Raw genomic sequence first — 26,292 nt, 5'->3', positions numbered from 1 at the left:
AGCGGTGGATCAGCCGGCGGCGAGGGTTTTGATTTCTTCGATGCTGATGGACTGCTTCTCACCGCGGAAAGGGTTGTCTTCGGTCAGGAACAGCATGCAGTGGCACTCCTTGCGCTCCCGCATCGGCACACAGGGGCAATTCCAGAAGGCCTGCGCCACCTCAGCCTCCTTGTCTTCGTAGTGGCGGCAGGGGCAAAGGGCACCGCCGAGGTCCTCCTTGTGGCGGGCCAGGCCCTCCAGCACCACCGCCGTCACCCCCGGATCACTGCAGAAGTAGGTGCCGGTGCGCTGGGCGTAGGTCTCAGCAAACTTCCGGATCACCTCCAGGCTCTCGGGGCTGGGTGCGGAGCTGGCGGCGGCGGAATCAGACATGGAGGGGAAAGAGCGACAGAGGGAGGGCAGAAGAGGGCTGACAGGCGTGGCAGCAGGAACCCGGGCAGGAAAGCGAGGACGCTGGGCGCTGATCTCAACGGGCCGAGGTGCCGGCTTGAGCAAGGAGACTCAGGATCGGCTCTGAAGCGGCCAACCTGACCAAAACCGCTGATTACGAAACCCTTAGGTTTCCTTTCCCGCAGCTTAGGGCACAGATCCTGGGGGTGGGTGCTCTCCCATTGTGCCGCCCAGGTGAGGGCCGGCGGGTCTGGCCACCCAATCGCCACGAACCCGTGGCATCGTGTTGGCACCCGGTGTGAGTGATGCGATGACCCATCGCCTACCGCACCCCGACCACTGCAATCGTTTCAGGTTCAGCCCCGGATGGCCTCGCCACTCCAGTCATCAGTGACACCTCCGCGGCTTGCTTCGCGTCTGTGGGCCGTTCACCAGCCCCTGGCGCCGCAGTGAACAGCGCCGACACCACACCCTCCTCCACCCGGGAGGCGGCCCTGGCCCTGCTCCTGCGCCATGGAGAGTCCACGGCAGCGGCACTGGCCCGGCGGCTGGATGTCTCCGTGCAAGTGATGCGGCGCCACTTGCGCACCCTGGAGGAGGAGGGGCTCGTGCACTCCAGCCTCAGTGCCGCCGGTCCTGGGCGCCCGAGCAACCAGTGGCATCTCACCGCCCAGGGGCAGGGCAAGTTTCCAGACGGAAGCGAGGATTTTGCCCTCGGTCTGCTCCAGTCGATGACCGAGTCTCTCTCCGAGGAGACCGTGAACCTGCTGCTCTGCCAGCAGGGAAGTCAGAAAGCCCAGTCGTACCGCCGCCATGTGGGGGCAGGCAGCCTGAAGGAGCGGCTTGAGCGGCTCGTGGACCTGAGGCGGCAGGAGGGCTATGTGGCCGAGTGCAGCCCCGATCCCGATGGCCACTCCTGGGTGATCCAGGAATTCCACTGCTCCGTGATGCGGATCGCCGAGCAGTTTCCCTGCGTCTGTGATCAGGAACTGCGCCTGATCCGCGAAACCTTCCCCGACTGCGTGGTGGAGAGGGTGCAGTGGCGGCTGGAAGCAGGGCACTCCTGCGGGTTCCGGCTCCAGCCCGCCGTCGCCTCCTGAGCACGCCCGCCATGCCCGCTTCCCCCAGGCAAGGGATGCAAGGTCCGCTCAGCGCCAACGAGCTGGCCGAGCTGGAGGCCACCCTGCTCCCCGCCCTGGAGCGGCATCACCTCAGGATTCTGGCCCATGGCCTGCGCACCCTCCAGGCCATCGCCGCACGGCGGGAGGGGTCGCCCCCTGATCGGACTGCCCTGAACCACTGGGCCTGCGGGGTACCGCAGCTGCGCGACGACCCCTCCTTTCGGCACACCTTTCTGGATCAGCTCGAGGCCGCAGGCCGCCAGCTCGAGTCAATCGCGTCGGGCCTGGGCAGCACGGCCCTGGCCCTGGAGCTCCCTGAGCTGTGCCGGAGCGCCAAGGCCGCCGCAGATCAGCGCCTCAGGATCGATGACGCTGGTTCCTGACCACCACCTGCCCCCGGGCTGAGTCGATCAGCTCACCAGCAGCACCACCCCGGCCAGGGCAGCCAGGGCCGCCAGCCAGCCGCTCAGCAGTGGCCTGTCTCCCTCCAGCGGCGCCAGCAGCACGGCCATCACCGGCGCCGTGGCCAGCAACGACACCGCCAGTCCTGCTGGCAGGCGGCTCAGGGCCACTTGTTGCAGGGCGATCCCGCCGACCGTGCCCAGCAGGGTGGCCAGCAGCACCAGCCCCCAGAGGGAGCGCATCGAGCCGGTACTGCGGGCGCAGGCGCCGGCGGGCCGTCGCCAGCGGCCCACCAGCCGGGCAGCAAGGGCAGCATCACCAGGCTGGCCGCAGCCAGGCGCAGGCCCGTGGCCGCCAAGGGGCTGATCGCACCGCCCTGGAGGGCCGCCCGGGCCAGAAGGGCGCCGGCACTGCCGCAGACCATCGCCGCCGCGGCCAGCAGCAGCCCGGCCGCTGCCGGCGGCCCCGCAGCGCCGACTGCGGCAGGGGAGCCCTGACGGGCCACCAGCACCAGGGCAACGCTGATCAGGCCGATCCCGGCCCACTGCTGCGGGCCCAGGGCCTCCCCGAGCAGGAGTGCCGCCGCCGCTGCGGTGAGGGCGGGGCCGCCGGCCTCCACCGTGAGGGTGCGGCGGGTGCCCAGGCGCCGCAGAGCCGCGAAAAAGAGGCTGTCGCCCGCCGCGATGCCCAGCACCCCACTGGCGGCCAGCAGGGCCAGGCCTGTGCCGGGCAGGGCGGAGAGCCCGGGGGCGCCCACCACCAGGGCCAGGGGCACGGCCAGCAGGGCCAGGGCCAGCAGGTTCTTGAGCAGGTTCAGCCGCGCCGCCCCCAGGGAGGGGGGGAGCCGTCGCCACAGACTGCTGGCGAGGGTCCAGCCGAGGGCGGCCCAAAGCGCCGCCGCCACGCCGATCACCACCTCGTTTCGTCCGCTGGCTTGCGATCATCGTGCCAACTGCCCTGCCCGCGTGACTGACGCCATCGCCGATGCCCTCGGCTTCTTTCGGCTGAGCTGCGGCCGCTGGCGCTCCCAGCGCAGCAGCCACCACCTGCTCCATCGCCGGGCGGAGGCGGGCGGCTCCTGGATCGAGGTGGTGGAACTCGCCGCTGACGATCCGCGCCTGATCGCCATCGCCGCGTTGCACGGCCAGCCCTCCGGCGGGCTGGTGGGGGGCTGCCGCGTCACCTGGAACGCCTCGATGGCCTGGGACCAGGCCGGCGAGGCCCATGAGGGTGAGAGCGTCTTCGGGCTGATCCCCACCGATGCGGCAGGCCGCCAGGGGCTGCTGCTGCGCGACAGGGGTTACGCCGAAACGGCTCCCGTGGCCGGCCACTTCGCCATGGATGAGCGCGATGGGCTGCTGCTCACCACCAGCTACGAGACGATGAACAGCCTGGAGCGCTTCAGCTTTGCCGGTCCCAACGTGCGGCTGCGCACCAGCACCGTGGAAGGCCTCTCCAACACCGCGTCGTTCTGTGTGGAAACCAGGATCCTGGCTGATCCCCGGCCCGCCGCCACGGCGGGCAAGGAGCGCCTCAACGCCGGCCAGAGCCTCTCACCGCTGGGCTGGTAAACGTTACGGACTGTGAGTCCTGCCGGGACTGCGGCGGTGGGGCTGGGGCGGCACTTCTACGATCACGGCCGACGGATGCTGAAATCGCGTGGCCCTGCCCCTCCTGAAGTACGCACCCACCACCCAGAACTCGCGGGTGGACCCTCTGCGGGTGGGTTCTGATGAGGATCCCAAGGCTGCGGCCATGGACAAGGCCATCGACCGCGAAGATCAGAATTTCGTGATCGAAGCGGCCTACCGCCAGATTTTCTTCCATGCCTTCAAGGTGGACCGCGACCGCACCCTCGAGTCGCAGCTGCGGGACGGCCAGATCACGGTGCGGGACTTCATCCGCTCCCTGTGTCTCTCCGACACCTTCAACCGCAGCTTCTACAACCTGAACAGCAACTACAAGGTGGCCCGTCACCTGGTGGAGAAGCTGCTGGGCCGCCCCACCCATGGCAAGTCTGAGGAGATCGCCTGGTCGGCCGTGCTGATGACCCGAGGGGTCAAGGGGATGGTGGACGACATCCTCGATTCGGAGGAGTACCTGGGCAGCTTCGGCTACGACACCGTGCCCTACCACCGCAACCGGGTGGTGGGCAGCCGGGATCTGGGCGAGACCCCGTTCAACATCACCAGCCCCCGCTACGACGCCTACTACCGCAGCATCCTCGGCTTCCCCCAGGTGGTGTACACGGGCACGGCCAAGGCCTACCCAGAGCGCTCCCGCCAGCGCCGTGGCGGCTTCCCCGAGGACTATCTGCCCTGGGTGCGCAGCCTGCCGGCAATGCGGGCCAGCAGCGCGGCTTCCGCTGCCGACATCAACTACCTGGCCAAGGTGCCTTACCGCAGCATCGGCCGCTAACGCGACCGCTCAAAACGCAGAAACCAAGCGGCCCAGGGCCGCTTTTTTCATGGCGGTTGGCGTGACCCTGGGCGGCTGGGGTGGACTCCGCCGGCAGGGCCGCCGTGATCCCCGGCGGGACCGGAGCGTGAGTCCTGGTCAGTGGATGCTGACCCCACCAGAGCGGACGGGCCCGCCAGGTGAAAAGTGCATCACACTGATCCCAAACGAAACCTTACGCAGTGAGCCAAGCCCTGTCCTCGTTGGCCCGTATGACGCTCCGGCAACTCCGCCAGATTGCCAGCGATCTGGGCGTGACCCTCTACAGCCGCAAGTCCAAGGATGAGCTGGTCTCTGAGATTGGGGCCCGCAAGGACGACCAGCCAGATGAGGGGTTCGACCAGGTGCAGGGGAATGCTGCTTCCCAGGCCGAGACTCCATCGCTGAAGTCGATTGAGGCCGACATGCCGCCGGCCCCCCGGCCCACGGCTGACACCAGCGTGGTGTTCCTGCCCCGCGACCCGCAGTGGGCCTACGTGTTCTGGGACATCACCGAAGCCGATCGCAACGCCGCCTTTGCCGCAGGGGCCAACCAGCTCTGCCTGAGGCTTGCCGATGTGACCGGCCTCTCGGGCGGCTCCGCCCACCCCCATACCCTGCAGGAGGTGGTCGTCGACAGTCACGCCACCGAGTGGTACCTGCCTGTTCCCCTGAGTGATCGCGATTACCGGGTCGAGCTGGGCTACCGCAAGGGCTCGGCGGGCGGCTGGATCTCGCTGGCCTTCTCCTCTGTTGCCCGGGTTCCGGCCCTCCACCCCAGCGACCAGATCCTCGACCAGTTCGTCCCCTTCACGCTCGAGACCGGTGCGACGGCTCCAGCAGCGATCAGTGCCGCTGCAACGCCGTCGACCTCCCCTGCAGGAGCTGATCAGGATCTGCACGAGCGGCTCTACCAGAGCGCCACATCCCAGTGGCGGCAGATCAGGCGGGGTTCCGAGGCCTTCCATGAGCTCGACACGGCAGGCTTTGAGAGCGGCGGCCTCAATGCCTCCGGCGCCGGCATCTGGGCCAGCGGCCGCAGTGAGTCCGGCATCGGAGGCGTGGCGCCGCGTCAGCGCTCCTTCTGGCTGGTGGCCGACGCCGAGCTGATTGTCTACGGCGCCACTGACCCCTCGGCCAAGCTCGCCATCGGCGGCGAGGACGTGCCCCTGTCTGCCGACGGCACCTTCCGGGTGCAGGTGCCCTTCCGCGACGGCCGCCAGATCTATCCCATCGAGGCCGTGGCCGCAGACGGCGATCAGAGCCGCAACATCACACTCGAATTCAGTCGCACCACTCCGGAAGACAACAGCAACCCGGCCGACCAGGCTGTAGCCGAGTGGTTCTGACCTGACTTGGCTGTGCCCACCCCCGCCACACCGATGCGCCTTGTGGTTGCCATCACGCCCCTCGCCGGGGCCCTCGCCTTCCCGGTGGCGGTGCCCCTGGTGCTGCGCTGGGTGGGATTGCCAGCAGCGGTGCTCACGGCCGTGGTGGTGGGTACCCTCTGGTTTGTGCTGATGCTGCGTACGGCTGAGATGCCCTCTCACCACTAGGTTCCAGGCCCTGATTGGGCGCTTGAGGCAACACTGCTGCCAGCCGTGGACATCAGGAAATGGCGGGTGAGCTTCTGACGACCACCACCAGGGTCCGCCGTGGTCTGAGCCTGGCCCTGCTGGCGGCCTCCGGGCTGCTGGTGGGCTGCACAGCCGTGGCCACAGTCGGCGGTGCCCCTGAACCAGAGCCGCCCCTGCCCCAGGGCTTCACCGTGGCGTTCAACCACCGGTCGGGCAACCGCTACCGGAGCCCGGTGAGCGGCGAGTGGCGCCAGGGCGATGACCTGGAGGCCATGCTGCTCAACGCCATCAGCTCCGCCCGGCGCAGCATCCTGGTGGCGGTGCAGGAACTCTCCCTGCCCAGGGTGGCCGAGGCCCTGGTCGCCCAGCAACGGCGGGGCATCAAGGTGCAGGTGGTGCTGGAGAACACCTACAGCCAGGAGTGGTCGGAGCAGCATCTGGCCGATCTGTCCCCCCGGGAGCGGCGACGGCATCACCAGCTCCAGGCCCTCGGCGGGGGGGATGCGGTGGCGATCCTGCGGCGCGGCGGCGTGCCGATGCTGGACGACACCGCCGATGGCAGCGCCGGCAGTGGTCTGATGCACCACAAGTTCCTGGTGATCGATGAGGCGGTGGTGGTCACGGGCTCCGCCAACTTCACCGCGTCCGGACTTCATGGCGATGCGGGCGCCCCCCAGACCCGCGGCAACGTGAACCACCTGCTGCAGATCGAGAGCCCGGAGCTGGCCGAGCTGTTCCGCGCTGAATTCCATCGCCTGTGGGGGGATGGTCCGGGGGGCGCAGCCGACAGCCGCTTCGGCCTGGGCAAGGACAGCCCCGGGCTGCAGAGGGTGCGGGTGCGAGGCACCCCCGTGGCGGTGCTGTTCGCGCCCCATCGGCGCCGCGATCGCGCCAATGGCGTGGAGCAACTGGACAGCCTGCTGAAGCAGACGCGCCGCAGCGCCGATCTGGCCCTGTTCGTGTTCTCCGATCAGCAGCTGGGCAACACCCTGGGGCAGCTGCACCGCCGCGGCGTGGCGATCAGGCTGCTGGCTGACCCGGGCTTTGCCAACCGCTCCTTCAGCGAAGTGCTGGATCTGCTGGGGGTGGCCTTGCCCGATCACCGCTGTGCCCTGGAGGCAGGCAACGCCCCCCAGCGCCAACCCCTGGAGGGAGTCGGCACCCCGCGCCTGGCCAGCGGCGACAAGATGCACCACAAGCTGGCGGTGCTCGATCAACGCACCGTGGTCACGGGCTCCTTCAACTGGAGTCCGAGTGCCGCCCACCAGAACGATGAAACCCTGTTGATCATCGAGTCGCCCCAGCTGGCGGCCCATTTCACTCGGGAAATCGATCGCCTCTGGAAGGGGGCGGAACTCGGCATCTCCGCTCGGCTGCAGCGCAAACGCGACCGCCAGCAGAGACTCTGTGGCCGGGGCCGGCAGCGGCTGGTCCAGGATGGCCCCGTACGATCTGGCTAGACAGGCTCCACCGCTGATGGACTCAAGATCCGCCGCCAAGGCTGAATCGACCACCCTTGATGCGATCCAACTGATGTTGCGGGATCTTCAGACCCGCCATGACGAAATTCGCCACCGGGCTGCATTCCGGGGCTGCACGAAGGAACTGCTGGACGTGCAACAGGAGCTGGTGGATTACCTGCTCACCAAAAAGAGCCAACTGATGGGTCAGAGTGAGAGAGAGAGCCTCACCAACCGCAACTACAACGCCTTCCTCTGAGCCCACAACCGACACCGCCCCCTGCCCAACCGGCCCCTGCGTGGTGGTGGTGGGGGCAGGACCGGCGGGCAGCTGCCTGGCCCTGCTGCTGGCCCAGCGCGGTGTGCCGGTGACCCTGGTGGAGGCGGCCTCCAGGCTGGAGCGCCAGTTCCGCGGCGAAGCCCTGATGCCCCATGGCCTGGAGGCCCTCGAGGCGATGGGGCTGGCACGGGAGCTGGGCGATCTTCCCCACCGTGCCCTGGCGGGCTGGCGCTTCTGTCTCGATGGCCGGCCCCTGTTCCGGGTGGCCGAGCCCATGGAGGGGGAAGGCCAGCCCGGCTGCCTCCTGGTGAGCCAGCCGGCCCTGCTGGCTGCCGTGATCGCCCGCCTGCGGGCCCTCGGCAACGCCCGCGTGCTGCTGGGCCAGCGGGTGAGCGGACTGATCAGGCAGCAGTGCGGCCGGATCAGCGGCGTGCAGCTGGCCGGGGGCGAGCAGCTGCCGGCCAGCCTGGTGGTGGCCTGCGACGGGCGCCAGTCGAGCCTGCGCGAGGCGGCGGGGCTGGAGCTCAGGCGCAGGGCCAGCCCGATCGACGTGCTCTGGTTCGCTCTGCCGGAAGCCGGCCCCGATCCCCTGGCGGGCGATTTCACCACGATGGTGGGCGCCGAGGGCATCTTCAGCGCCTTTGTGTCCGCCAGCGGTGGCCTGCAGCTGGGCTGGGTGCTGCAGGCCGGCGCCACCGAGCCCAACGTCTCGCCGCGCCAGTGGCTGGAACGCATGGCCCGCCAGAGCCCGCCCGAGCTGGCCGCCGCGCTGCGTTCCCAGCCCGGCGAGCCGGCGGAACCGATGCGGCTGCGGGTGGAGGTGGGCCTGGCGAAGCGGTGGTGGTGCCCTGGCCTGCTGTTGCTCGGGGATGCCGCCCACCCGATGAGTCCGGTGCGGGCCCAGGGCATCAACCTGGCGCTGCGGGATGCCTGGGTGGCCGGCCAGCTGCTGGGGGAAGCCCTGGCCAGCGCCCCGGCCCAGCACACCGCGCCGGCCAGGAGTCTCGATGCGGTTCTGGCCCGCATCGAAGCGCTGCGGCAACCCGAAACCCTTGGCCTGCAAGACCTGCAGGCCAAGGAGACCGCCCGCGGCCTCTGGCTGCAGCGGCAGAGCGGCCTGCGCCGCCTGTTGCAGGCGAGCTCAGGCTGGCTGGCGCCACCACTGGCCCACCACTGGCAGCGCAGCCAGGAACCCCTGCGCCAGGGGATCACCGACCTGGCCAGCCTGGGCCGCTGATCGCTCCGCAGAGGACGTGGCCACCAGGCGGAACGGACAGCTGCCGAGCCGACCATCAACCGCGGCTGAGATCCACCGTAATGATGGTGAGGCGTACGGCACAGCCAGCCCTGCCATGAATCGCCATGACCTGCTGCTGGTTCCCGCCCTTGCCGCGCTGGCCTTGACCGTCCTGTTCCAGGGCCCTGTCAGGGCTCGCGACCCTGACTACCCCAGCCAGGAGCTGCTGCGCCAACTGCAGCTGGACACGATCGCCTGCGGCCGCGACAACCTCGCCCCCGACTGTGATCAGGCCCGCAGCACCGCCGATCCCCTGCTCGACCATCCGAGGCTGAGCGGCAACTGCAAGGACGCGCTCTGGCAGATCAGCCAGGACGCGGTGGTGGTGCCCCGCAACGACTTTCAACGCCGCGAGCGGCTGATCGGCGAAGCCACCGACATGATTCGGTTCTGCCGGCAGCTGAGCCAGCCTCTGCGGACCACCAGCCCGCCGTCCAGGCCCCAGGCTCCTGGCCGGGGATTCGGCCTCGTGCCGGGCTCCTGAACAATCAGACAGCCGTGGGGAGCGGGCCTAAAGCGCGCTGGCCTGGCCCTGGCCAGAGCGGCCTGAGGCCGAGAGATCCAGCAGCTGCCGGGAGGTGGAATCCATGAACGGCAGCGTCCAGTTCAGCTGCACCACCGCTTGATCGGCGAGTTGGCAGAGGCGATTGCTCTGGCCGGCCGCCTCGCAACTGGCCGAGAGGCCCAGCAGGGCATTGGTGAGCTTGCCCCGCAGACAACTCTCGGCGCCGCCCCGGCTCAGCACGGCCTCGGCGGCCTTGCGGGTGTGCTGAACGGCCTGGTCGTAGGGCCTGGCCTTGGCCCCACCCGCCGCGCAGACAGCCTGCGCCTGAGCCAAGCCTCCTCCGACCCCCAGGGACGTGAGGCTCAGGGCCGCCACAGCCAGACCCCTTGCGGCCAGAAGCCGAGCCAGGCGGCCAGCGGAGGCATGGACAGCCATGAAAGGCATCGTCGGCAATCCATCCAACCTAGCCAGAACGCACGGCGGGGTCAGGCATTGGGGACGACCCAGGCGGCCACTGGGGCCAGCGGTAGTTTGGTGGCCCCCAAACCGGTGCCCCATGGCCATCACCGTTCGGCAGGTGCGCCTCGCCCAGCCGTTCAGCGACCAGCGACCGGGCACCTCCGGCCTGCGCAAGAGCAGCCGCCAATTTGCCACTCCCCATTACCTGGAGAGCTTCATCGAGGCCATCTTCCAGGTGCTGCCAGGCGTGGAGGGCGGCACCCTGGTGCTGGGGGGCGATGGTCGCTACGGCAACCGCCACGCCATTGAGGTGATCTGCCGCATGGCGGCCGCCCATGGCCTGGCCCGGGTGATCACCACCACGGAGGGGATTCTCTCGACCCCGGCCGCCTCGCACCTGATCCGTGAACGCCAGGCGATCGGCGGCATCATCCTCTCGGCCAGCCATAACCCCGGCGGCCCCGAGGGGGACTTCGGCGTCAAGCTGAACGGAGCCAACGGCGGGCCGGCACCCGAATCCCTCACCGACGCCATCTATGCGGTGACCCAGCGGCTGGAGGGCTATCGCATCGCCGAAGCGTCCAGCGAAGACTCCGCCAGCGAGGACTCCGCCAGCGCCGACACCGAACCCGCCCGGCGGCTCGAGTCTCCTGGCCAGTGGACGCTCGGCGCGCTGCAGGTGGAGGTGATCGATGGCGTGGAGGGCTACGCAGCCCTGATGCAGCAGCTGTTCGACTTCGACGCCATCGCCGCTCTGCTGCGCTCAGATTTCCCGATGGCCTTCGATGCCATGCATGCGGTCACGGGTCCCTACGCCAGCCGCATCCTGGAGGGCCTGCTGGGGGCTCCGGCGGGCACGGTGCGCCATGGCGTTCCGCTTGAGGATTTCGGCGGCGGCCACCCGGATCCCAACCTCACCTACGCCCATGAGCTGGCGTCCCTGCTGCTTGAGGGAAACGATTACCGCTTCGGGGCCGCCTGTGATGGTGACGGCGACCGCAACATGATCCTGGGCAACCACTGCTTCGTGAACCCCAGCGACAGCCTGGCGGTGCTCACCGCCAACGCCGGCCTGGCTCCGGGCTACGCCGGCGGCCTGGCCGGGGTGGCCCGCTCCATGCCCACCAGCGGCGCCGCCGATGTGGTGGCCAAAGAGCTGGGCATCGACTGCTTCGAGACCCCCACCGGCTGGAAGTTCTTCGGCAACCTGCTCGATGCCGGCCGGATCACCCTCTGCGGCGAGGAGAGTTTCGGCACCGGCAGCCACCACATCCGGGAGAAGGATGGCCTCTGGGCCGTGCTGTTCTGGTTGCAGATCCTGGCCAGCCGGCGCTGCTCGGTGGCGGAGATCATGGCCGCCCACTGGGCACGCTTCGGGCGCCACTATTACTCCCGCCACGACTATGAGGCCGTGGACAGTGGGGCGGCCCAGGAGCTCTACGGCCGGGTCAAGGCGATGCAGCCCTCCCTGCTCGGCCAGGGGTTCGCCGGCCGCAGCATCCAGCTGGCCGACGACTTCGCCTACACCGACCCGGTGGATGGCTCCGTGAGCGGCGGCCAGGGTCTGCGACTGCTGCTCGATGACGGCAGCCGCGTGGTGTTGCGCCTCTCCGGGACGGGCACCAAGGGGGCCACCCTGCGGGTGTATCTGGAGAGCTACGTGCCGCCGGGGGGGGCACTGCAACAGGATCCCCAGGTGGCACTGGGCGACCTGATCCGTGCCATCGATGGGCTGGCTGAGATCCGCAGCCGCACCGGCATGCAGCGGCCCACGGTGATCACCTGAGCGATCATCAGCTCAGCGATCACCCCAGCGCAGATCCGGCCTCAGCCTCCGGGGCCGCGTCGTCATCGCGGCGGCCGCCGAACCAGCGCTGCTCCAGCCCTTTCACCGTGACATAAAAGGGCGGCACAACCCCAAGCGAGAGCACAGTGGCAACCAGCAAGCCGCCGAAGATCACCGTGCCCAGCGACTGCTGACTGTTCGCTCCAGCCGTGCTGGCCAGCACCAGGGGCAGAAAGCCGGCCAGGGCCGCGATGGCCGTCATCAGGATCGGGCGCAGCGGGATTCAGCCGCGGCGATGGCCGCTTCCGCCGCCCCCATGCCTTCCTGCAGGTGCAGCTCTGCCACCTCCACGATCAGGATGCCGTTCTTGGCCGCCAGCCCGATCAGGGTCACCAGCCCCACCTGGGCATAGATGTTGAGATCGATCGAGCGCAGGGCCAGAAAGGCCAGGGCTCCGAGCATGGCCAGGGGCACCGTCATCAGGATCACAACGGGCGTCACATAGCTCTCGTACTGGGCGGAGAGCACCAGATACACAATCAGCACCCCAAGGCCGAACACCAGCACACTGGCGTTACCGGCTGAGAGCTGGAGCGCCGCAATACCGGTGAAGGCGTAGCCGATGTTGTTGAAGTCAAGCCTGGTGAAGATCTTCTGGATGGCTGCCAGTGCCTGCCCGGAACTCTTCCCCACGGCCTCCGCACCCTGAACCAGAATCGTGCGGTAGAGGTTGTAGTGGCTGATCACGGGAGGGGCGCTGGTCAGTTCACTAGTGGCGAACTGAGACACCTGCACCAGATCGCCATCCTCGCTGCGCACGTAGTAACTCAGCACATCATCCAGCTCGCCGCGGCCGGCGGCATCGGCCTGCACATAGATGTTGCGCGCCTGGCCACTTTCATAGGTGAGTCCTGAAAAGTTACCCCCGGCCAACACGGCAATCGTCTGCATCGCCTGCTGGAAATCCACATTCAGGCTGCCCATGATCGAGCGGTCGATCTTGAGGCCAAAGGCCGGTGCACTGGGGATGAACTGGGTGTAGAGAGTGGAGAAGAAACCACTTCCCTGGCCGCTGGCCACCAGTTTCTGGGCCAGGCCATCGAGCTCATTGAAGCTGTAGGAGCCGTTGGAGAGATCGTTGAACTGAAAATAGAAGCCACTCTGGGCCGAGAAGCCGGGAATCGCCGGCGGCTGGGCAGCCCGTGCCAGGCCGAGGCTGAGTTTGGAGAGCTTCGCATTGAGGCGATCCACAATGGCAGGGGCTTTGTGATCCGTACCGGAGCGCTCCTCGAGTGGCCTGAGTCCGAAGAAGAAGAGGCCCTGGTCAGGGCTGCTGCCATTGAAGCCGGCACCACTGATGATGCCGGCGCTGGTCACATCCTCCTCCTGCTTGAGCACGGCGGCGATCTGTTCACCCAGCTTCTGGGTCTGACTGAGGGACGCTCCATTCTGGAGCTGGTAAAAACCCAACCCGAAACCCTGGTCTTCCTCAGGGATGAAGGCCGTGGGCAGTGCGCCGAAGGCCACAACGGTGAGGGCGATGCCCCCCAGCAACGCCCCGAGGATGAGCCTGCGGCGACGGATCAAGGTGGCGATCAACCCCGCATAGCCTTTCTCAAGGCGGGCGAAACCGCTGTTGAACAGCGAAAAGATCGCCCCAAGCCGGCTGCCGGCAATGCCGAACACCAGCACACCGGCCACGTAGGCCCCCGGCCCGAAGGAGGCCGCACTGAAACGCCCGAAGGCCAGGCCCACCAGCACGCCAGCCAGGATCCAGCCCCATCCCCTCGGCTGCGGCGGCTTGTCGGCGCGCAACACCAGGGCCGCCAGCATCGGCGAGAAGGTGAGCGCATTGAAGGCGGAGATGGCGATCGAAAAGGCGATCGTGAGCGCGAACTGTCGATAGATGATGCCGATGCCGCCTGGGTAGAACGCCACAGGCACAAACACAGCCATCAGCACCAGGGCCGTGGCGATCAGGGCGCCGATCAGCTCTCCCATGCACTCCAGCGCGGCCTGCCTGGGGCGCAGCCCGGATTCGATGTTCCTGGCCACAGCCTCAATCACCACAATGGCGTCATCCACCACCAGACCGGTGGCTAGCACCAGCCCCAGCAGGGTGAGCTGGTTGATCGAAAAGCCGAACACCTTGATGAAGGCGAAGGTGCCCACCAGGGAGATCGGGATGGCCAGGGTCGGCACCACCGTGGCGCGCCAATCCTGCAGGAACAGAAACAGGATCACCAGCACCAGCACGATGGCCAGGCCGAGAGCATCCACCACACCATCCACGGCCGCCTCAATGAACTGACCCACGTCGTAGATCTGGGTGAGGATCACACCAGGTGGTAACCGGTCAGTGAATTCAGCCATCAACGCCACCACCGCCTGGGACACCTGCAGGGCATTGCTTTCCGGTGTCTGATAGACGCCGATGGTGATGGCAGGATGGGCCTCGATATCCACGCCCTGGGTGGCGAAGGTGTTGAAGCCATACCTGGCCTCACCCACATCCTGGAGGCGCAACAGATTGCCCTGGGGCGACCGGCCGATGATCAGTTGATTGAGATCATCAACCGAAATCAGATTGCCGTTGTTCTCCACCAAGATGGGATAGGTGAAGGCCTGATTCCCACTGGCGGGTGGCCCTCCCACCAACCCGCCGATCGCCACCGTGTTCTGGCTCTGCACAGCAGACACCACCTGGTCAGCGGTCAGTTGATTGGCTGCCAGCCTGACGGGGTCCACGAACAACCAGAAGGCTGGGTTGCTGCCTCCAAACAGGGTGACCTGGGCCACTCCTGGAACACGGCCGAGCTGGTAATAAAGCTGCTCGTAGATCAGGCCATTCAGATAGGCAGCATCAAATTGCCCCTCTGTGGAGGAAACCTGATAAGCCAAAAGAATAGAAGGAGTGGTCTGAATAACAGACACACCCGTGCTGGACACCTGGGATGGCAATTGAGGCATTGCCAGAGACACCCTGTTTTGCACATTGACTTGGTCAATGTTGATATCAGTTCCCTCATCAAAGAACACATTCACGGTGCTCTGACCGGTATTCGTCGTGAGCGAGGAAATATAGGCTGCATTGGGAACCCCGTTGATCTGCTGCTCGAGCACATTGGTCACCGCCTGCTCGGTGACCAGCGAGTTGGCCCCTCCATAGGTGGCCGTGACCTGAATCTGGGGTGGCGCAATCGCTGGCAGATTCTCGATCGGCAGAGTTGGGATCGCAATCAGCCCGATGAGCACGATCAGGATGCTGCAGACCGTCGTGAGGACCGGTCGCTTGATGAAACGATCTGAGAGTGACATGAACCCTCAGCTGGCTGCAGCAATGCTGACGGGCATGCCGTTGCGTAACAGGGCTGTATTGCTCACCACCACCCGATCACCTGCAGAGATACCAGACAAGACCGGATAGCTGTTGCCCTGCAGCGGCCCCAGCTTGACGGCAGTCTGCACAACCACTGTCGTGGAGGGGGGCAACTTCTCCAGTCGCTCGCGGCTGGCCTCGGGGATGTCTTTCGAGCCGCGGATCTTCGGCAGAATGGTGCTCAGTTGCTCAATGCGGTAGACAAACGGCTGCTGGGCCTGCATCGATACGGCTTGCACCGGAACGGCCAGCTGCTGACTCACCTCGGTGATGATCCGGTTCTGCACAAACTGGCCGGTTTTCAGCTGGTCAGCGGAATTGGGGAACTCGGCCTTCACCAGCACCGTGTTGGGGGACGTGCTACTGCCGCTCACCCCGAAGTAAGGCGAGATGAACACCACCCGGCCCTTGGCGGTGATGGGCGGGTTGCCCTGGGTGAGCAACTCGACCTGCTGACCCAGGCGGACCCTGGAGGCTTGGATCGCCGGCACGTCCATCAGAGTCCAGAGTCGCCGGTTGTCAACAATGCCGGTGATCGCCTGGCCCTTTTGCACAAAGTCGCCGAGCTTCACAGAGTCGAGATCACCGATTTCGCCAGCGATGGGCGCGCGCACCACCTTGTAGCCGAGATTGGCCGCCTGCACCTTGACCTGATCTCGACTCTCAATCGCCTGGGTGACATAAAAATCACGTTCTTTGGTGGAGACCGCGCCTTGCTGATTCAGAAAGATGTAACGCTCTGCATTCACCTGATTCTTGCGGGCCTCGGCCTTGCTGGCATCGAGGGTGGCGCTCTCCTGGGCGTTGTCGAGCACCAGGATCGGCTGGCCAGCCTGAACCTGCTGGCCCTGCCGGGCCAGGATCTGCACGACCCGTCCCTCGGCTTCGGGTCGCAACGACACATCCGTGGTGGAGGACAGCCTGCTCATGACCTCGATCGCCGGACTGAAGGTGTCCTTGCCCAGGGTGGCCACCTGGACCTGCAGCGGTGAACGGGCCTGGGGAGGCCGCGCTGCGCAGGCACTGCCCAACAGCACCACAGCAGCAACAGTGACGCGGAGCACAGGTGGTTGGCAGGCTGCTGCCCAAAGGTAGCCGCGTCGGGCGGACCTGGCCCTCCACTGTGCTGAGACGACGCGCTCAGCGGCGCAGCCGCCTGCGATTGCGGTAGGCAGGGTCGGTGCAGGCGGTCTGCAGCTGGCGAACGGATTCGATCGCCAGGCCGCTCAGCCCCCCGGCCGCAGCCAGCAGGCGGCGGAGCCAGTGGAGCTGCTCGGAATCGATCTCGCTGGGGGTGTTGGCCACGATCGATTCCATGAAGATGCCGATGGCGCCACCGATCACCACTCCCACCACCAGGGCGATCAGAACCTTGCGGCCATTCATCCCCGTCGAACGACGCGGGGCTGGGAGCTGGGGATTGGAATTGATCTCAGGCATGCTCGGGCTTCAGGGTTGCAGCCCTGGGGTAGGCCCGGACCCTGCCTCAGGCTCAGCATCGCCGCCCATCAGCGCCTTGACAACCACATAGAACACCGGCACCACCAGCAGGGAGAGCACGGTGGCCACCAGCAGACCGCCAAACACCACCGTGCCGAGGGAGGCCTGGCTGCGGGCACCGGCACCACTGGCCACCACCAGGGGCAGGAAGCCGAACAGCGAAGAGATGGCCGTCATGATGATCGGCCGCAGTCTGGAGCGGGCCGCATCCCTGGCCGCCTCCAGGGCCCTGGCGCCGGCGGCCATGCGCTGGTTGGCCAGGTCCACGATCAGGATGCCGTTCTTGGCCGCCAGGCCGATCAGCATCACCAGGCCCACCTGGGCGTAGATGTTGAGCACCTCGCCGCGAATGGCCAGGAAGGCCAAGGCCCCCAGCATGGCCGTGGGCACGGTCATCAGGATGATCAGCGGGTCGGCGTAGCTCTCATACTGGGCCGCCAGCACCAGATACACCACCAGGATGCCCAGGGCGAAGATCACCACCGCCAGGGCGCCGGCTTTCACCTCCTCCCGGGAGATGCCCGTCCAGTCAAAGCCCAGGCCCTGGATCGATTGAGCCTCAAAGATCTGGCGCATGCCGTTGATGGCCTGGCCGGAACTCTTGCCCACCGCTGGCTGGCCATCGATCTTGATCGAGCGGTAGAGATTGAAATGCGGCACCACAGCGGGGCCCTCAATCGGTCGCACCGTGAAGAATTCGGAGAGGGGCACCTGTTCGCCGGAGCTGTTCACCACATAGAGGGCCTTGAGGCGCTCGGGGGTGGCCCGCGTGATGTCGTTGGCCTGCACGAACACCCGGCGCACCTTCCCTTCCTGGAAGGTGTCATTCACATAGAGGCCCCGAAGTTGATGCTGAAGGAGCGCATCGCCTCGCCGAAGTCGACCCCGAGGGAAGCCAGCCGATCCCTGTCCACATCGATCGCCAGCTGGGGGGCCGCCGGCGAGAACTGGGTGCGCACGGGCGGTGCGGAGCTGAAGGTGGGGTCGGCGTTGGCCGCTTGAATGATCTGACCAGCCGCAACGGCGAATTCCGGCAGATCAAAGCGCCCCCCACTGCGATCGAGCAGCTGGAACTCAAAACCGCCGGACTGGCCATAGCCCGGAATCGAGGGAGGCTCCACCACCACCACCCGGGCCTCCTGGATCTCCTGGGCGAAGCGCCGGTTCAGCCGCGCCACAATCGCCTCCACGGACTGATCCGGATTGGTCCGCTCGCTCCAGTTCCGCGTTCCCAAGAAGAACAGCCCATTGTTGGGAGCATTGCCGTCAAAACTGGCGCCACTGAACAAGGCCGCCGTTGTGATCTCCTTTTCCTCGCGCATGATGGCGGCCACCTTGGCATTGATCCGGTCGGTGACCTGAATCGAGCCCCCATCCGGCGCTTGCAGCACACCGATGGCATACCCCTGATCTTCCACCGGCACAAAGCCACCGGGAATGGCGCTGAAGGCCACCCCAGTGAGCACGATCCCTCCCGCCAGCACGGCCATCACCAGGCCACGACGACCCAGCACCCAATCCAGCAGGCCGTGATAGCGACGCTCGAGGCCGGCGTAAAAGCCGTTGAAGCGCCGGAAGATCACTGGGGTCAGCCAGCCCAGGGTGATGCCCAGAGCGGTGAACAGCAGCACCACGATCGGGCTGGTCCCCCCGGCCAGCAGCAGCCCGCTCACCGCGCCGCCGATCACAAACGGCAGGCGCAGGGGCAATCCCGTGATCAGGAGCAACGCGTAGCCCACCACCAGGCCTACCGCGAGGGCCACCAAGGTGCCGAAAACACCGCTACCGGCGCTGAGCACGCCGTAGACGAAACCGATGGCCCCACCCGCGATCGCATAGGTGCGCCGCCCCGGAGGCTCGCTCTCCTGGGCCAGCAGCAGAGCCGCCAGCATCGGCGAGAAGGTGAGGGCATTGAAGGTGGAAATCGCCACCGAAAAGATGATCGTGGCAGCGAACTGCTTGTAGATGGCCCCGGTGGCGCCGGGAAAGAACAGCACTGGCAGAAACACCGCAAACAGCACCACCGAGGTGGCGATCACCGCGGTGAACAGCTCATCCATGGTGCCCATGGCCGCCTGCACTGCCGTCTTGCCTTCGGCTTTCTTGGTGGAGGTGTCTTCGATCACGGTGATCGCGTCATCCACAACAAGGCCGGTGGCCAGAATCAAGCCGAACAGGGTGAGCTGATTGAGCGAGAAACCAAAGACATTCACCAGGGCAAAGGTGCCGATCAAGGCCACGGGGATAGCGATACCCGGCACCAGTGTGGCTTTCCAGTCCTGGAGGAACAGAAACAGGATCAGCACCACCAGCATCACCGCATCGCGCAGTGAACTCACAACTCCTTCAATAGAAGCGTTGATGAAATCAGTGCTGTCGTAGATCTTCTCCATCTTCAGGCCCACGGGCATGGTAGCCTCGAACTCATCGAGCACCTCCTTGATCCCCTCCGATGTATCCAGGGCATTGGTGCCCCCCAACTGATACACCGCCATGCCAACGGAAGGAACACCATTGATATCGGTTGCCTGGAGCGCATAATTTTCTCCGCCCAGACTGGCCTCACCCACATCCCGAAACCGCACCACACCACCCTCAGGCGTGTTGCGGACGATCATGTTGTTGAACTCCTCCACGTTGATCAACCGACCCTGCAGCTGCACGGTGAAGGTGAATTGCTGTCCTGCAGGGGCAGGCTCGCCACCGATCTGGCCCGCCGGCACCAAGCGGTTCTGGCTCCTGAGGGCATTCACCACATCGTTGGAGGTGAGCCCGAAGGCAGCCAGCTTGTCGGGATCGAGCCAGAGCCGGAAGGCCAGGCGGCGTTCGCCGAAATAGGTGAGGTCTCCAACCCCGGGAACGCGCCTGATGGAATCGGTGAGATTCTGATCAAGCAAGCCACTGATGGTTTCAGCGGAGTAACTGATCTTGTCTGGATCTTCGCTTACAAAGTTGTAGACAAGAAGAATCTGGTTGGAGGCCTTGTTCACCACCACGCCAGACTGACGCACCTCTTCCGGCAGTGAAGGGTTGGCCAGGGCCACCCTGTTCTGCACATTCACCTGGTTGATATCCGGATCCGTGCCGCTGTTGAACGACACCGTGATCTCACTGCGGCCATCGGCGGAGCTGCTGGAGCTGATGAAGTCCATCCCCTCCACCCCGTTGAGCTGCTGCTCAAGCACGTTGGTGACGCCCTGCTCCACCGTGATGGCATCAGCGCCGCCGTAGAGGGAGCTCACGTTCACCGTGGGCGGGGCGATGTCGGGGAGGCTCTCGATCGGCAGCACGGGGATCGAGATCAAGCCGGCGATCACGATGATCAGGCTGCACACCGTGGTGAGCACCGGCCGAACGATGAAGGAGTTGGAGGGCGACACAGGGGAAGATCGGCAGGTCCGGAAAGCTCAGCGGTTCAGGAGCTCAGGGGTTCAGTTGAGCTTCACCGGGGTTCCGTGGCGCAGGTTCAGCAGGTTGGTGGTGATCACCTGCGCTCCGGGCCCGACCCCCTCCAGAACGGCATAGCGGTTGTTCTGGAGGGGGCCCAGCCGCACGGGGGTCTGCAGGGCGAAGCGGGTGCTGGGCGGCAGCTTGCTCAGCTCTTCCAGGGGGGCTTTGCCGGGCTGGCGGCGCAGGTCGCTGAGGGTGCCGAGGCGATACACGAAGCTCTGGCCGGACGACTGGGTGACGGCCGCGAAGGGAACCGCAGGCAGGGTCTGACGGTCCAGCTCCACCAGGGTCTGGAGACGCAGGCCAGTGCGCAGGGTGCCGGTGGGATTGGGCAGCTCCGCCTTCACCAGCAGGCCCTGGCTGGAGGAGGTGACCACAGGATCGATGAAGTCAATCCGGCCCCGCACCAGGGTGCCGCTGGCATCGGGGCGCCGCACGGTGACGGCCTGGCCCACCCGCACCCGGGCCGACTGCACCGCCGGGATGTCGATCCGCATCAGCAGCCTGTCGTTGCGGATCACCTTGGTGAAGGGGGTGCCGGCCTGCACCACATCCCCCTGCCTCACCTCCAGATCACTGACCACGCCGGTGATCGGTGCCTGCAGGTTGCTGAAGGCGAGGTCGGCCTGGCGGGCCTTGACCTCCTCGTTGGCCTGCAGGCAGCGGGCCCGGAAGCTGTCGCGCTGCAGCGCACTGGCCGCCCCCTTGGCAGCCAGGAAGTCGAAGCGGCGGAAATCGATGCAGAGGTTGTCGCGCTCCTCGCTGGTGGCGGCGAGCTGGGCGCGGGCCTGGGTCTGGTCAAGCTGCAGGATCGGCTGGCCCTGCTGGACCAGTTGCCCCTCCCGCACCAGCAGGCGGTCGATGCGACCCGTGGCGCGGGTGGCCAGGGACACTTCCTCGAGGGCCTCCAGGGTGCCGATGGTGTCGACGGTGTCCTGGAAGGGCGCCGACTCCACTGGCACAGCGGCCACCCCCACCACCCGGGGTGGCGGCGGCGGCGGCTGGGCACAGCCCGCAAAGATCACGCCCGTGGAGGAGAGCACCAGCACCACAGCGCTCCGGGCCCCATGCCGTTCCCGCAAAAGAAGCCCAAGCCACTGAGTCACAGTCTGGAGGATGGCGGTGACGGATGCCTGCCGCCGGGACAGGCGCCAGGATCGTCCACAGCGCACCCTTGCCCCAGCACCCTTTGAGCGACCTGTTCAGCCATCACGGTGAGCAGCAGCGCCGGGCCCTGGCGCCGCTCGCTGATCGCCTGCGCCCTCGGGCCCTGGAGGAGTTCGTGGGCCAGGAGGCGATCCTGGGGCCAGGCCGGCTGCTGCGGCGGGCCATCGCCGCCGACCGGGTGGGGAACCTGATCCTGCACGGCCCCCCCGGCACTGGCAAAACCACCCTGGCGCGGATCATCGCCGGCAGCACCCGCGCCCACTTCACCAGCCTCAATGCCGTGCTCTCGGGAGTGAAGGACCTGCGCAGCGCCGTGGAGGAAGCCCGCCGCCGACTCGATCAGCACGGCCTGCGCACCCTGCTGTTCGTGGACGAGGTGCACCGCTTCAACACCGCCCAGCAGGACGCGCTGCTGCCCTGGGTGGAGAACGGCACGGTGACCCTGATCGGCGCCACCACCGAAAACCCCTACTTCGAGGTGAACAAGGCCCTGGTGAGCCGCTCGCGGTTGTTTCGACTGCAGCCGCTGGAGGCCCCCCAGCTGCGGCAGTTGCTGGAGCGGGCGCTCCGCGATCCTGAGCAAGGCTATGGCCAGCTGGCGGTGCAGCTCAGCCCCGAGGCCGCCGATCACCTGGTGGATGTGGCCGGTGGCGACGCCCGCAGCCTGCTCAATGCCCTCGAACTGGCGGTGGAGACCACCCCGCCTGGACCCGAGGGGACGATCCCGATCGATCTGGCGATCGCGGAGGAGTCGATCCAGCAGCGCGCCGTGCTCTACGACAAGCAGGGGGATGCCCACTTCGACACGATCAGCGCCTTCATCAAGGCACTGCGCGGCAGCGACGCCGATGCGGCCCTGTTCTGGCTGGCCCGGATGGTGGAGGCGGGGGAAAACCCCCGCTTCATCTTCCGGCGCATGCTGATCGCGGCCGGGGAAGACGTGGGCCTGGCCGATCCCCAGGCAGTGGTGGTGGTGGAGGCCTGCGCCGCCGCCTTCGAGCGGGTAGGCCTGCCCGAGGGCCTCTATCCCCTGGCCCAGGCCGCGCTCTACCTGGCCTCCACCGAGAAGAGCAACAGCGTGCTGGGGTTTTTTGACGCCCTCAAGTGCGTGCGGCAGGCCAACCGCCAGCAGGTGCCAGCCCATCTGCGCGATGGCAACCGCGATGGCGAGGCCTTCGGAGACGGCATCGGCTACCGCTATCCCCACGCCTACGCGGAGCACTGGGTGGCGCAGCAATACCTGCCGGACAGCCTGCAGGGACAGCTGTTCTGGCAGCCCGGGGGCCTCGGCTGGGAAGGGGGGCGGCGGCAGCGACTGCAGCAGCGCCGTGCCGCCCAGCTCGCCGCCGCCGCTGAGAACGCAGCCGAGGGGGGCGAGATCCTCAGCGGCAGTCCGGAGGACCCTCAGCTGGAGCGCTGGCTGCAGCGGCAGGCCGGGGCCGAGGGCGCCCGCCTGGATCAGCTGCGGCGACGGTTCTGGGCAGGGGCACGCTGGCAGCGTCACGACCGTGTGCTGGTGCTGGAGGCCCACTCCCTGCTGTGGGCCCTGGATCCGCTGGAGGCCACCCCCGAGGGCGGGGTGGTGATGACCGTGGCGAGCGAGACCGAACGGGAGCGGCTCGGCGCCCAGCTGCAGGTGCTCGATGCCCTGCGCCGCCCCGAGATTCTGGTGGTGCCGCCCCACCACCCCACAGCCCTGCTGGAGGCCCTCGGCGCCGGGGCCTCAGGGCGTTTCGAGTGGATCGCGGCGCGTCATCCCTGGCGACAGGCCAGCGCTCCGGTGCTGGCCGACTGGATCGGAGCCCTGGTGCCCTTGCTCAGCGAAGGTGGCCGGGGCAGGCTGCTGTTCAGCCAGCCCCGGCTGGGGCCGGCGGAGGCACTGCAGCGCAGCTGGCCCAGCGGGGCCCCACCGGCAGCGCTGGCCAGGATCGTCAGCGCCGAACGGCAGGCCCTGGCCCCCAGCCAGCCCCCCCTCGCAGCGGTGGAGGAGATCCTGCAGGAGCACGGAGCGAGCGTCGGCCGGGAGTGCTGGGACGAGGCCCTCCAGCTCAGCCTGGACAGCGGCCGCATCGAGCGCTGGCTGGCGCCTGAGAGCCGCTACCGCGAGGGCCTGCGGGCGCAACTGGGTGCGGCCGGCGCGGCGGCGGCCCTGGAGACGATGGCCACACTGCTGCGCCAGAACCTGGGGCGGCCGCTGCCCCAGACCCTCAGCCACACCCTGCTGCTGGTGGAGGCACCCAAGGGCGCTTGAACAGCAAAAAGCCCCGGGGGTAACCCGGGGCTGAAAGAAGCACTTGAAGCAGGCCCTGGGGCCGGGGCTCACCAGAGGCCGCGGATGGGCATGGGCTGAGCCATCGGAGCGGGGGCGGGAGCGTGGTGCGCACTTCGGCCACGGGGTCGGCCATCTGGTTGGCCTGGATGCAGGCCGGCAGGAACACATACCAGGAGAGCAGGGAGGTGCACTGGGCATCACCCTGGCAACGTCCCTCGGCGCAGACGTTCTGGGCGCCGGTGTAGGTGCCGCAGAAATCAGCCAGGCGCATGTCGGTGGGCAGGGCGGTCATGATGCCGGCCGAGGAGATTTCGCCGTCGCGGGCGTCCTCGATGATCGCGGAGCGCAACGCCTGCACGGCGTAGGTGTTCATGCTCCAGTACGGGAAGTAGCTGGTGGACTGGTTCTTGAGAAACTTGACGCCTTCGTCGGAGTAGAGGAAGCGGGTGACGCCGATCAGATCCACGTCGTAGGTCTTCTTCATGCCGTCACGCACCTCATCGGCCGTCCAGCCGGAGTTCTGGAGGCCGCCCTGGAGGCCGCGGTCGGTGACATCGCCGGTTTCCAGGTAGGTGTCCACAGCGCCCTGGTTGGTCGACCACACGGCACCACCTGTGTTCCAGCGAACGGGCAGATCGTTGTCAACAGCAGCTGAAACGGGCAGGGCGGAAGAAGTCAGGGCCGCACCAACGAACAGTCCGGCCAGCAGGCTCTTGATCACGAGAGTTGAGTCAATTCATTCATCAAAGTAGCCCTCGCTGCCACCCTTGCCCGCAAGGCGCAAGACGCGTCAACAAACCGACACCCTCGCTCCAAGCGGCCTGGCACGGCGGACCACCGAGCCACCTCCTATCGGGGCGAGCCCGTAATCTCTCCCCACTGTCTGTTGCCTGCACGATGGCCCTCGCGATCGGCGATGCCGCCCCGGATTTCACCCTGCCCGACCAGAACGGCACACCCGTGAGCCTGCAGAGCCTCAGGGGCCAGAGGGTGGTGGTGTACTTCTACCCCAAGGACGACACCCCGGGCTGCACCAAGGAAGCCTGCAACTTCCGCGACCAGTGGAGCGCCTTCGCCGACCACGGCATCGCCGTGCTGGGGATCAGCAAGGACGGCGCGGCCAGCCACGCCAAGTTCATCGCCAAGTACACCCTGCCCTTCACCCTGCTCAGCGACGCTGAGCCCTGCCCCGTGGCCACGGCCTACGAGAGCTACGGCCTCAAGACCTTCATGGGCCGGGAATACATGGGAATGATGCGGCACACCTTCGTGATCGATGCCGAGGGCAAGCTGGAGCGGATCTACACCAAGGTGAAGGCCGACAGCATGGCCGACACCATCCTCAGCGACCTGGGGCTGGCCTGAGCCGGGCCAGGGCCCGCAGCGCCAGATCCGGCTCAGCGTCACGGCCCAGCAGGGCGGCGAGTTCAGCTCCATCCCCGCCGGTGATCCAGAGCGAGCAGCCAGGCGAGAGCCGGCAGGCCTCCCGCCAGGCCAGCTCCACAGCCGCGGCCAGGCCGCGCAGCACACCTGAGCGGATCGCCTCAGCGGTGTCATGGGGCCAGGGATCCGCAGGGAGCTGGCCGCAGCTGGCTGGCAGGGTGGGCAGCTGGGCCGTTGCGGCGGCCAGGGCCCGCCACTGGAGCGCCGCTCCGGCGAGGATCCGGCCGCCGGCGAAACGCCCGTCACCCCCCACCCGGGTGAGGCTCAGGGCCGTGCCGGCGTCGGCCACCAGCACTGGCCCAGCGCTCTGCTGCCAGGCCTGCCAGCCCACCAGGGCCCGATCGACGCCCAGCCAGGGGGGCGCCGCAACGAGCGGCACCTGCTTCAGACCCAGCCGCGTGGTGGGATCCAGTCCTGACTGGGCCGCCACGGGACCCACGGCCGCCCAGGCCGTTGGCGCGTGGCCCGGACCCGCCTCGGCTCCGGGGGCAACACTCCAGCAGCGCCACTGATCCAGGCTGCCGCGGGCCCAGTGCCAGCGGCTGTTGCCGATCAGCAGCCAGAGGCCTGGCGCCTCCTCCGCCGGATCAGATGCCCTCACCCATCAACCCGGGCAGATGGATGCCGCACTCCTGCTGAAGCCCACCGAAGCGGCTGGAACGACCAGGGCTGGAGCCGTCGTCAGGACCACTGGAGTGCCAGTCACCGACGCTGGAATAGCCCTGGGCAAAGAGGGGGTGCTGGGGCAGCTGATGCTTCTCCATGTAGTAGTACACGTCGCGGTTGCTCCACTGGAGCAGGGGCCGCAGGGCCCAGCGGTTGCGCACGGCGTCGAGCACGTCCATGCCGCGGCGGTGCTCGGTCTGGGATCCGCGCACTCCGCTGGCCCAGCAGGCCACTGCGAGCTGCTGCAGGGCCTGGTCCAGGGGCTCGACCTTGCGGATGCGGTGGTAGGTCTCCATGTCCTCCACCCGGCCTGTCTCCCAGAGACGGCCGTGCAGGGCCTCCATGCGGGCGGGGCTGAGGCTGGCCTGGGCCACGTGCAGGTCGATGCTGAGCAGCCCGAGGAGCTGTTCGGCATAGAGGTAGGTCTCGGCGGGGAGATAGCCGGTGTCAACCCAGATCACGGGCACCCGCAGATGGCGCTGCTGCCCCAGGGCACTCACCATGTGCAACAGCACGGCCGATTGGATGCCGAAACTGGTGGTGATGGCGAAGCCGTCGCCGAACATGTCCAGCGCCCAGGCCAGCTGTTCCAGGGGGGACAGCCCCACCAGACAGCGCCGGGACGGCTCCAGAGACACCACCTGGCCGTTGCGGTCGGTGGGCAGGGTTGGGGCCTGTGCAATCACCATCCGTTCATCATCG

The 26,292-nt window shown here is 67.3% G+C and carries 23 protein-coding genes and 2 pseudogenes; 13 read left to right on the top strand and 12 right to left on the bottom strand.

The features are described from left to right. Window positions 1-9: 9 nt before the first annotated feature. Entirely contained in the window at window positions 10-372 is a 363-nt protein-coding gene (locus IQ220_RS08080) for a ferredoxin-thioredoxin reductase catalytic domain-containing protein (protein ID WP_193814438.1), read from the bottom strand. A 467-nt stretch (window positions 373-839) separates the two neighbouring features. Between IQ220_RS08080 and sufR the strand changes: the two genes are divergently transcribed. Together sufR and IQ220_RS08070 are read left to right on the top strand one after the other, a co-directional pair. Beyond that, entirely contained in the window at window positions 840-1,490 is a 651-nt protein-coding gene (gene sufR, locus IQ220_RS08075) for an iron-sulfur cluster biosynthesis transcriptional regulator SufR (protein ID WP_186698554.1), read from the top strand. 35 nt (window positions 1,491-1,525) lie between these two features. Further along, window positions 1,526-1,894, top strand: coding sequence for a hypothetical protein (locus tag IQ220_RS08070; protein ID WP_193914269.1), 369 nt, complete (start codon window positions 1,526-1,528; stop codon window positions 1,892-1,894). Between the two features lie 27 nt (window positions 1,895-1,921). Here the strand turns inward: IQ220_RS08070 and IQ220_RS15715 are convergent, their stop codons facing one another. Both IQ220_RS15715 and IQ220_RS08065 read right to left on the bottom strand, forming a co-directional pair. Then, a complete protein-coding gene (locus tag IQ220_RS15715; RefSeq protein ID WP_228009024.1) occupies window positions 1,922-2,155 on the bottom strand; it encodes an EamA family transporter in 234 nt (77 codons plus the stop codon). Next, a complete protein-coding gene (locus tag IQ220_RS08065) occupies window positions 2,074-2,829 on the bottom strand; it encodes an EamA family transporter (RefSeq protein ID WP_370566383.1) in 756 nt (251 codons plus the stop codon). Before IQ220_RS08065 ends, IQ220_RS15715 begins: the two co-directional genes overlap by 82 nt. 49 nt (window positions 2,830-2,878) lie before the next feature. Here IQ220_RS08065 and IQ220_RS08060 point away from each other — a divergent pair, with 49 nt between their 5' ends. From IQ220_RS08060 to IQ220_RS08025, 8 genes are all read left to right on the top strand, one after another. Beyond that, entirely contained in the window at window positions 2,879-3,484 is a 606-nt protein-coding gene (locus tag IQ220_RS08060; protein WP_186698548.1) for a phycobiliprotein lyase, read from the top strand. 88 nt (window positions 3,485-3,572) lie between these two features. Then, entirely contained in the window at window positions 3,573-4,331 is a 759-nt protein-coding gene (locus IQ220_RS08055; RefSeq protein WP_186698546.1) for a phycobilisome rod-core linker polypeptide, read from the top strand. Window positions 4,332-4,582: 251 nt separating this feature from the next. Beyond that, window positions 4,583-5,698: a DUF4912 domain-containing protein gene (locus tag IQ220_RS08050; RefSeq protein WP_186700100.1), complete on the top strand. Its 1,116-nt coding sequence runs from the start codon at window positions 4,583-4,585 to the stop codon at window positions 5,696-5,698. Window positions 5,699-5,731: 33 nt separating this feature from the next. Next, window positions 5,732-5,905, top strand: a complete 174-nt coding sequence (locus tag IQ220_RS08045; RefSeq protein ID WP_193914267.1) for a hypothetical protein — start codon at window positions 5,732-5,734, stop codon at window positions 5,903-5,905. A gap of 59 nt (window positions 5,906-5,964) precedes the next feature. Next, window positions 5,965-7,386, top strand: coding sequence for a phosphatidylserine/phosphatidylglycerophosphate/cardiolipin synthase family protein (locus IQ220_RS08040; RefSeq protein ID WP_193914265.1), 1,422 nt, complete (start codon window positions 5,965-5,967; stop codon window positions 7,384-7,386). Window positions 7,387-7,402: 16 nt separating this feature from the next. Continuing rightward, a complete protein-coding gene (locus IQ220_RS08035) occupies window positions 7,403-7,645 on the top strand; it encodes a hypothetical protein (RefSeq protein WP_186698543.1) in 243 nt (80 codons plus the stop codon). A gap of 40 nt (window positions 7,646-7,685) precedes the next feature. Then, on the top strand, window positions 7,686-8,903 hold the full coding sequence (locus IQ220_RS08030) for an FAD-dependent monooxygenase (protein ID WP_186698541.1): 1,218 nt from the start codon (window positions 7,686-7,688) through the stop codon (window positions 8,901-8,903). 115 nt (window positions 8,904-9,018) lie between these two features. After that, window positions 9,019-9,447 carry a hypothetical protein gene (locus IQ220_RS08025; protein WP_186698539.1) on the top strand — a complete coding sequence of 143 codons (429 nt, stop codon included), beginning with the start codon at window positions 9,019-9,021 and terminating at the stop codon, window positions 9,445-9,447. A 27-nt stretch (window positions 9,448-9,474) separates the two neighbouring features. Here the strand turns inward: IQ220_RS08025 and IQ220_RS08020 are convergent, their stop codons facing one another. Next, window positions 9,475-9,801: a hypothetical protein gene (locus tag IQ220_RS08020; protein WP_228009023.1), complete on the bottom strand. Its 327-nt coding sequence runs from the start codon at window positions 9,799-9,801 to the stop codon at window positions 9,475-9,477. Window positions 9,802-10,024: 223 nt separating this feature from the next. Between IQ220_RS08020 and IQ220_RS08015 the strand changes: the two genes are divergently transcribed. Further along, window positions 10,025-11,713: an alpha-D-glucose phosphate-specific phosphoglucomutase gene (locus IQ220_RS08015; RefSeq protein ID WP_193914262.1), complete on the top strand. Its 1,689-nt coding sequence runs from the start codon at window positions 10,025-10,027 to the stop codon at window positions 11,711-11,713. 19 nt (window positions 11,714-11,732) lie between these two features. Here IQ220_RS08015 and IQ220_RS08010 read toward each other — a convergent pair. The 5 genes and pseudogenes from IQ220_RS08010 to IQ220_RS07990 all read right to left on the bottom strand — a co-directional run bounded on the left by IQ220_RS08010 (window position 11,733) and on the right by IQ220_RS07990 (window position 21,091). Further along, window positions 11,733-15,031: pseudogene (locus IQ220_RS08010) on the bottom strand (efflux RND transporter permease subunit). 6 nt (window positions 15,032-15,037) lie between these two features. After that, complete coding sequence (locus IQ220_RS08005; RefSeq protein WP_370566382.1) at window positions 15,038-16,066, bottom strand: efflux RND transporter periplasmic adaptor subunit; 1,029 nt, start codon at window positions 16,064-16,066, stop codon at window positions 15,038-15,040. Window positions 16,067-16,232: 166 nt separating this feature from the next. Continuing rightward, entirely contained in the window at window positions 16,233-16,532 is a 300-nt protein-coding gene (locus tag IQ220_RS08000) for a hypothetical protein (protein WP_193914258.1), read from the bottom strand. 9 nt (window positions 16,533-16,541) lie between these two features. Next, window positions 16,542-19,909: pseudogene (locus IQ220_RS07995) on the bottom strand (efflux RND transporter permease subunit). A gap of 114 nt (window positions 19,910-20,023) precedes the next feature. Continuing rightward, a complete protein-coding gene (locus IQ220_RS07990; protein WP_370566381.1) occupies window positions 20,024-21,091 on the bottom strand; it encodes an efflux RND transporter periplasmic adaptor subunit in 1,068 nt (355 codons plus the stop codon). A 140-nt stretch (window positions 21,092-21,231) separates the two neighbouring features. Here IQ220_RS07990 and IQ220_RS07985 point away from each other — a divergent pair, with 140 nt between their 5' ends. Next, window positions 21,232-23,460 carry an AAA family ATPase gene (locus IQ220_RS07985; protein ID WP_228009022.1) on the top strand — a complete coding sequence of 743 codons (2,229 nt, stop codon included), beginning with the start codon at window positions 21,232-21,234 and terminating at the stop codon, window positions 23,458-23,460. On the opposite strand, the gene IQ220_RS07980 is transcribed toward IQ220_RS07985, so the two are convergent. Next, window positions 23,417-24,202 carry an alpha/beta hydrolase gene (locus IQ220_RS07980; protein WP_193914252.1) on the bottom strand — a complete coding sequence of 262 codons (786 nt, stop codon included), beginning with the start codon at window positions 24,200-24,202 and terminating at the stop codon, window positions 23,417-23,419. The two genes, IQ220_RS07985 and IQ220_RS07980, sit on opposite strands and share 44 nt — an antisense overlap. A gap of 176 nt (window positions 24,203-24,378) precedes the next feature. On the opposite strand from IQ220_RS07980, the gene bcp reads away from it, so the two are divergent. Next, complete coding sequence (gene bcp / locus IQ220_RS07975) at window positions 24,379-24,846, top strand: thioredoxin-dependent thiol peroxidase (RefSeq protein WP_193914250.1); 468 nt, start codon at window positions 24,379-24,381, stop codon at window positions 24,844-24,846. Here the strand turns inward: bcp and IQ220_RS07970 are convergent. Together IQ220_RS07970 and IQ220_RS07965 are read right to left on the bottom strand one after the other, a co-directional pair. Beyond that, on the bottom strand, window positions 24,824-25,525 hold the full coding sequence (locus IQ220_RS07970) for a type III pantothenate kinase (protein ID WP_193914248.1): 702 nt from the start codon (window positions 25,523-25,525) through the stop codon (window positions 24,824-24,826). The two genes, bcp and IQ220_RS07970, sit on opposite strands and share 23 nt — an antisense overlap. Beyond that, window positions 25,512-26,279: a phosphoadenylyl-sulfate reductase gene (locus IQ220_RS07965; RefSeq protein WP_193914246.1), complete on the bottom strand. Its 768-nt coding sequence runs from the start codon at window positions 26,277-26,279 to the stop codon at window positions 25,512-25,514. Before IQ220_RS07965 ends, IQ220_RS07970 begins: the two co-directional genes overlap by 14 nt. Window positions 26,280-26,292: the final 13 nt, after the last annotated feature.

The organism is Cyanobium sp. LEGE 06113 (genome assembly GCF_015207615.1).
The sequence above is the reverse complement of the archived record's forward strand: the minus strand, read 5'-3'. Positions and strand labels throughout refer to the sequence as shown.

Excerpts from the sequence above, each read along its gene's own strand:
- IQ220_RS08045 (WP_193914267.1), top strand. The coding sequence starts at position 5,732 with ATGCGCCTTGTGGTTGCCATCACGCCCCTCGCCGGGGCCCTCGCCTTC.
- IQ220_RS08035 (WP_186698543.1), top strand. The coding sequence starts at position 7,403 with ATGGACTCAAGATCCGCCGCCAAGGCTGAATCGACCACCCTTGATGCG.
- IQ220_RS08015 (WP_193914262.1), top strand. The coding sequence starts at position 10,025 with ATGGCCATCACCGTTCGGCAGGTGCGCCTCGCCCAGCCGTTCAGCGAC.
- IQ220_RS08025 (WP_186698539.1), top strand. The coding sequence starts at position 9,019 with ATGAATCGCCATGACCTGCTGCTGGTTCCCGCCCTTGCCGCGCTGGCC.
- IQ220_RS15715 (WP_228009024.1), bottom strand. The coding sequence starts at position 2,155 with ATGCGCTCCCTCTGGGGGCTGGTGCTGCTGGCCACCCTGCTGGGCACG.
- IQ220_RS07965 (WP_193914246.1), bottom strand. The coding sequence starts at position 26,279 with ATGGTGATTGCACAGGCCCCAACCCTGCCCACCGACCGCAACGGCCAG.
- IQ220_RS08070 (WP_193914269.1), top strand. The coding sequence starts at position 1,526 with ATGCAAGGTCCGCTCAGCGCCAACGAGCTGGCCGAGCTGGAGGCCACC.
- IQ220_RS08050 (WP_186700100.1), top strand. The coding sequence starts at position 4,583 with ATGACGCTCCGGCAACTCCGCCAGATTGCCAGCGATCTGGGCGTGACC.
- IQ220_RS08080 (WP_193814438.1), bottom strand. The coding sequence starts at position 372 with ATGTCTGATTCCGCCGCCGCCAGCTCCGCACCCAGCCCCGAGAGCCTG.
- IQ220_RS08000 (WP_193914258.1), bottom strand. The coding sequence starts at position 16,532 with ATGCCTGAGATCAATTCCAATCCCCAGCTCCCAGCCCCGCGTCGTTCG.
- bcp (WP_193914250.1), top strand. The coding sequence starts at position 24,379 with ATGGCCCTCGCGATCGGCGATGCCGCCCCGGATTTCACCCTGCCCGAC.
- IQ220_RS08040 (WP_193914265.1), top strand. The coding sequence starts at position 5,965 with ATGGCGGGTGAGCTTCTGACGACCACCACCAGGGTCCGCCGTGGTCTG.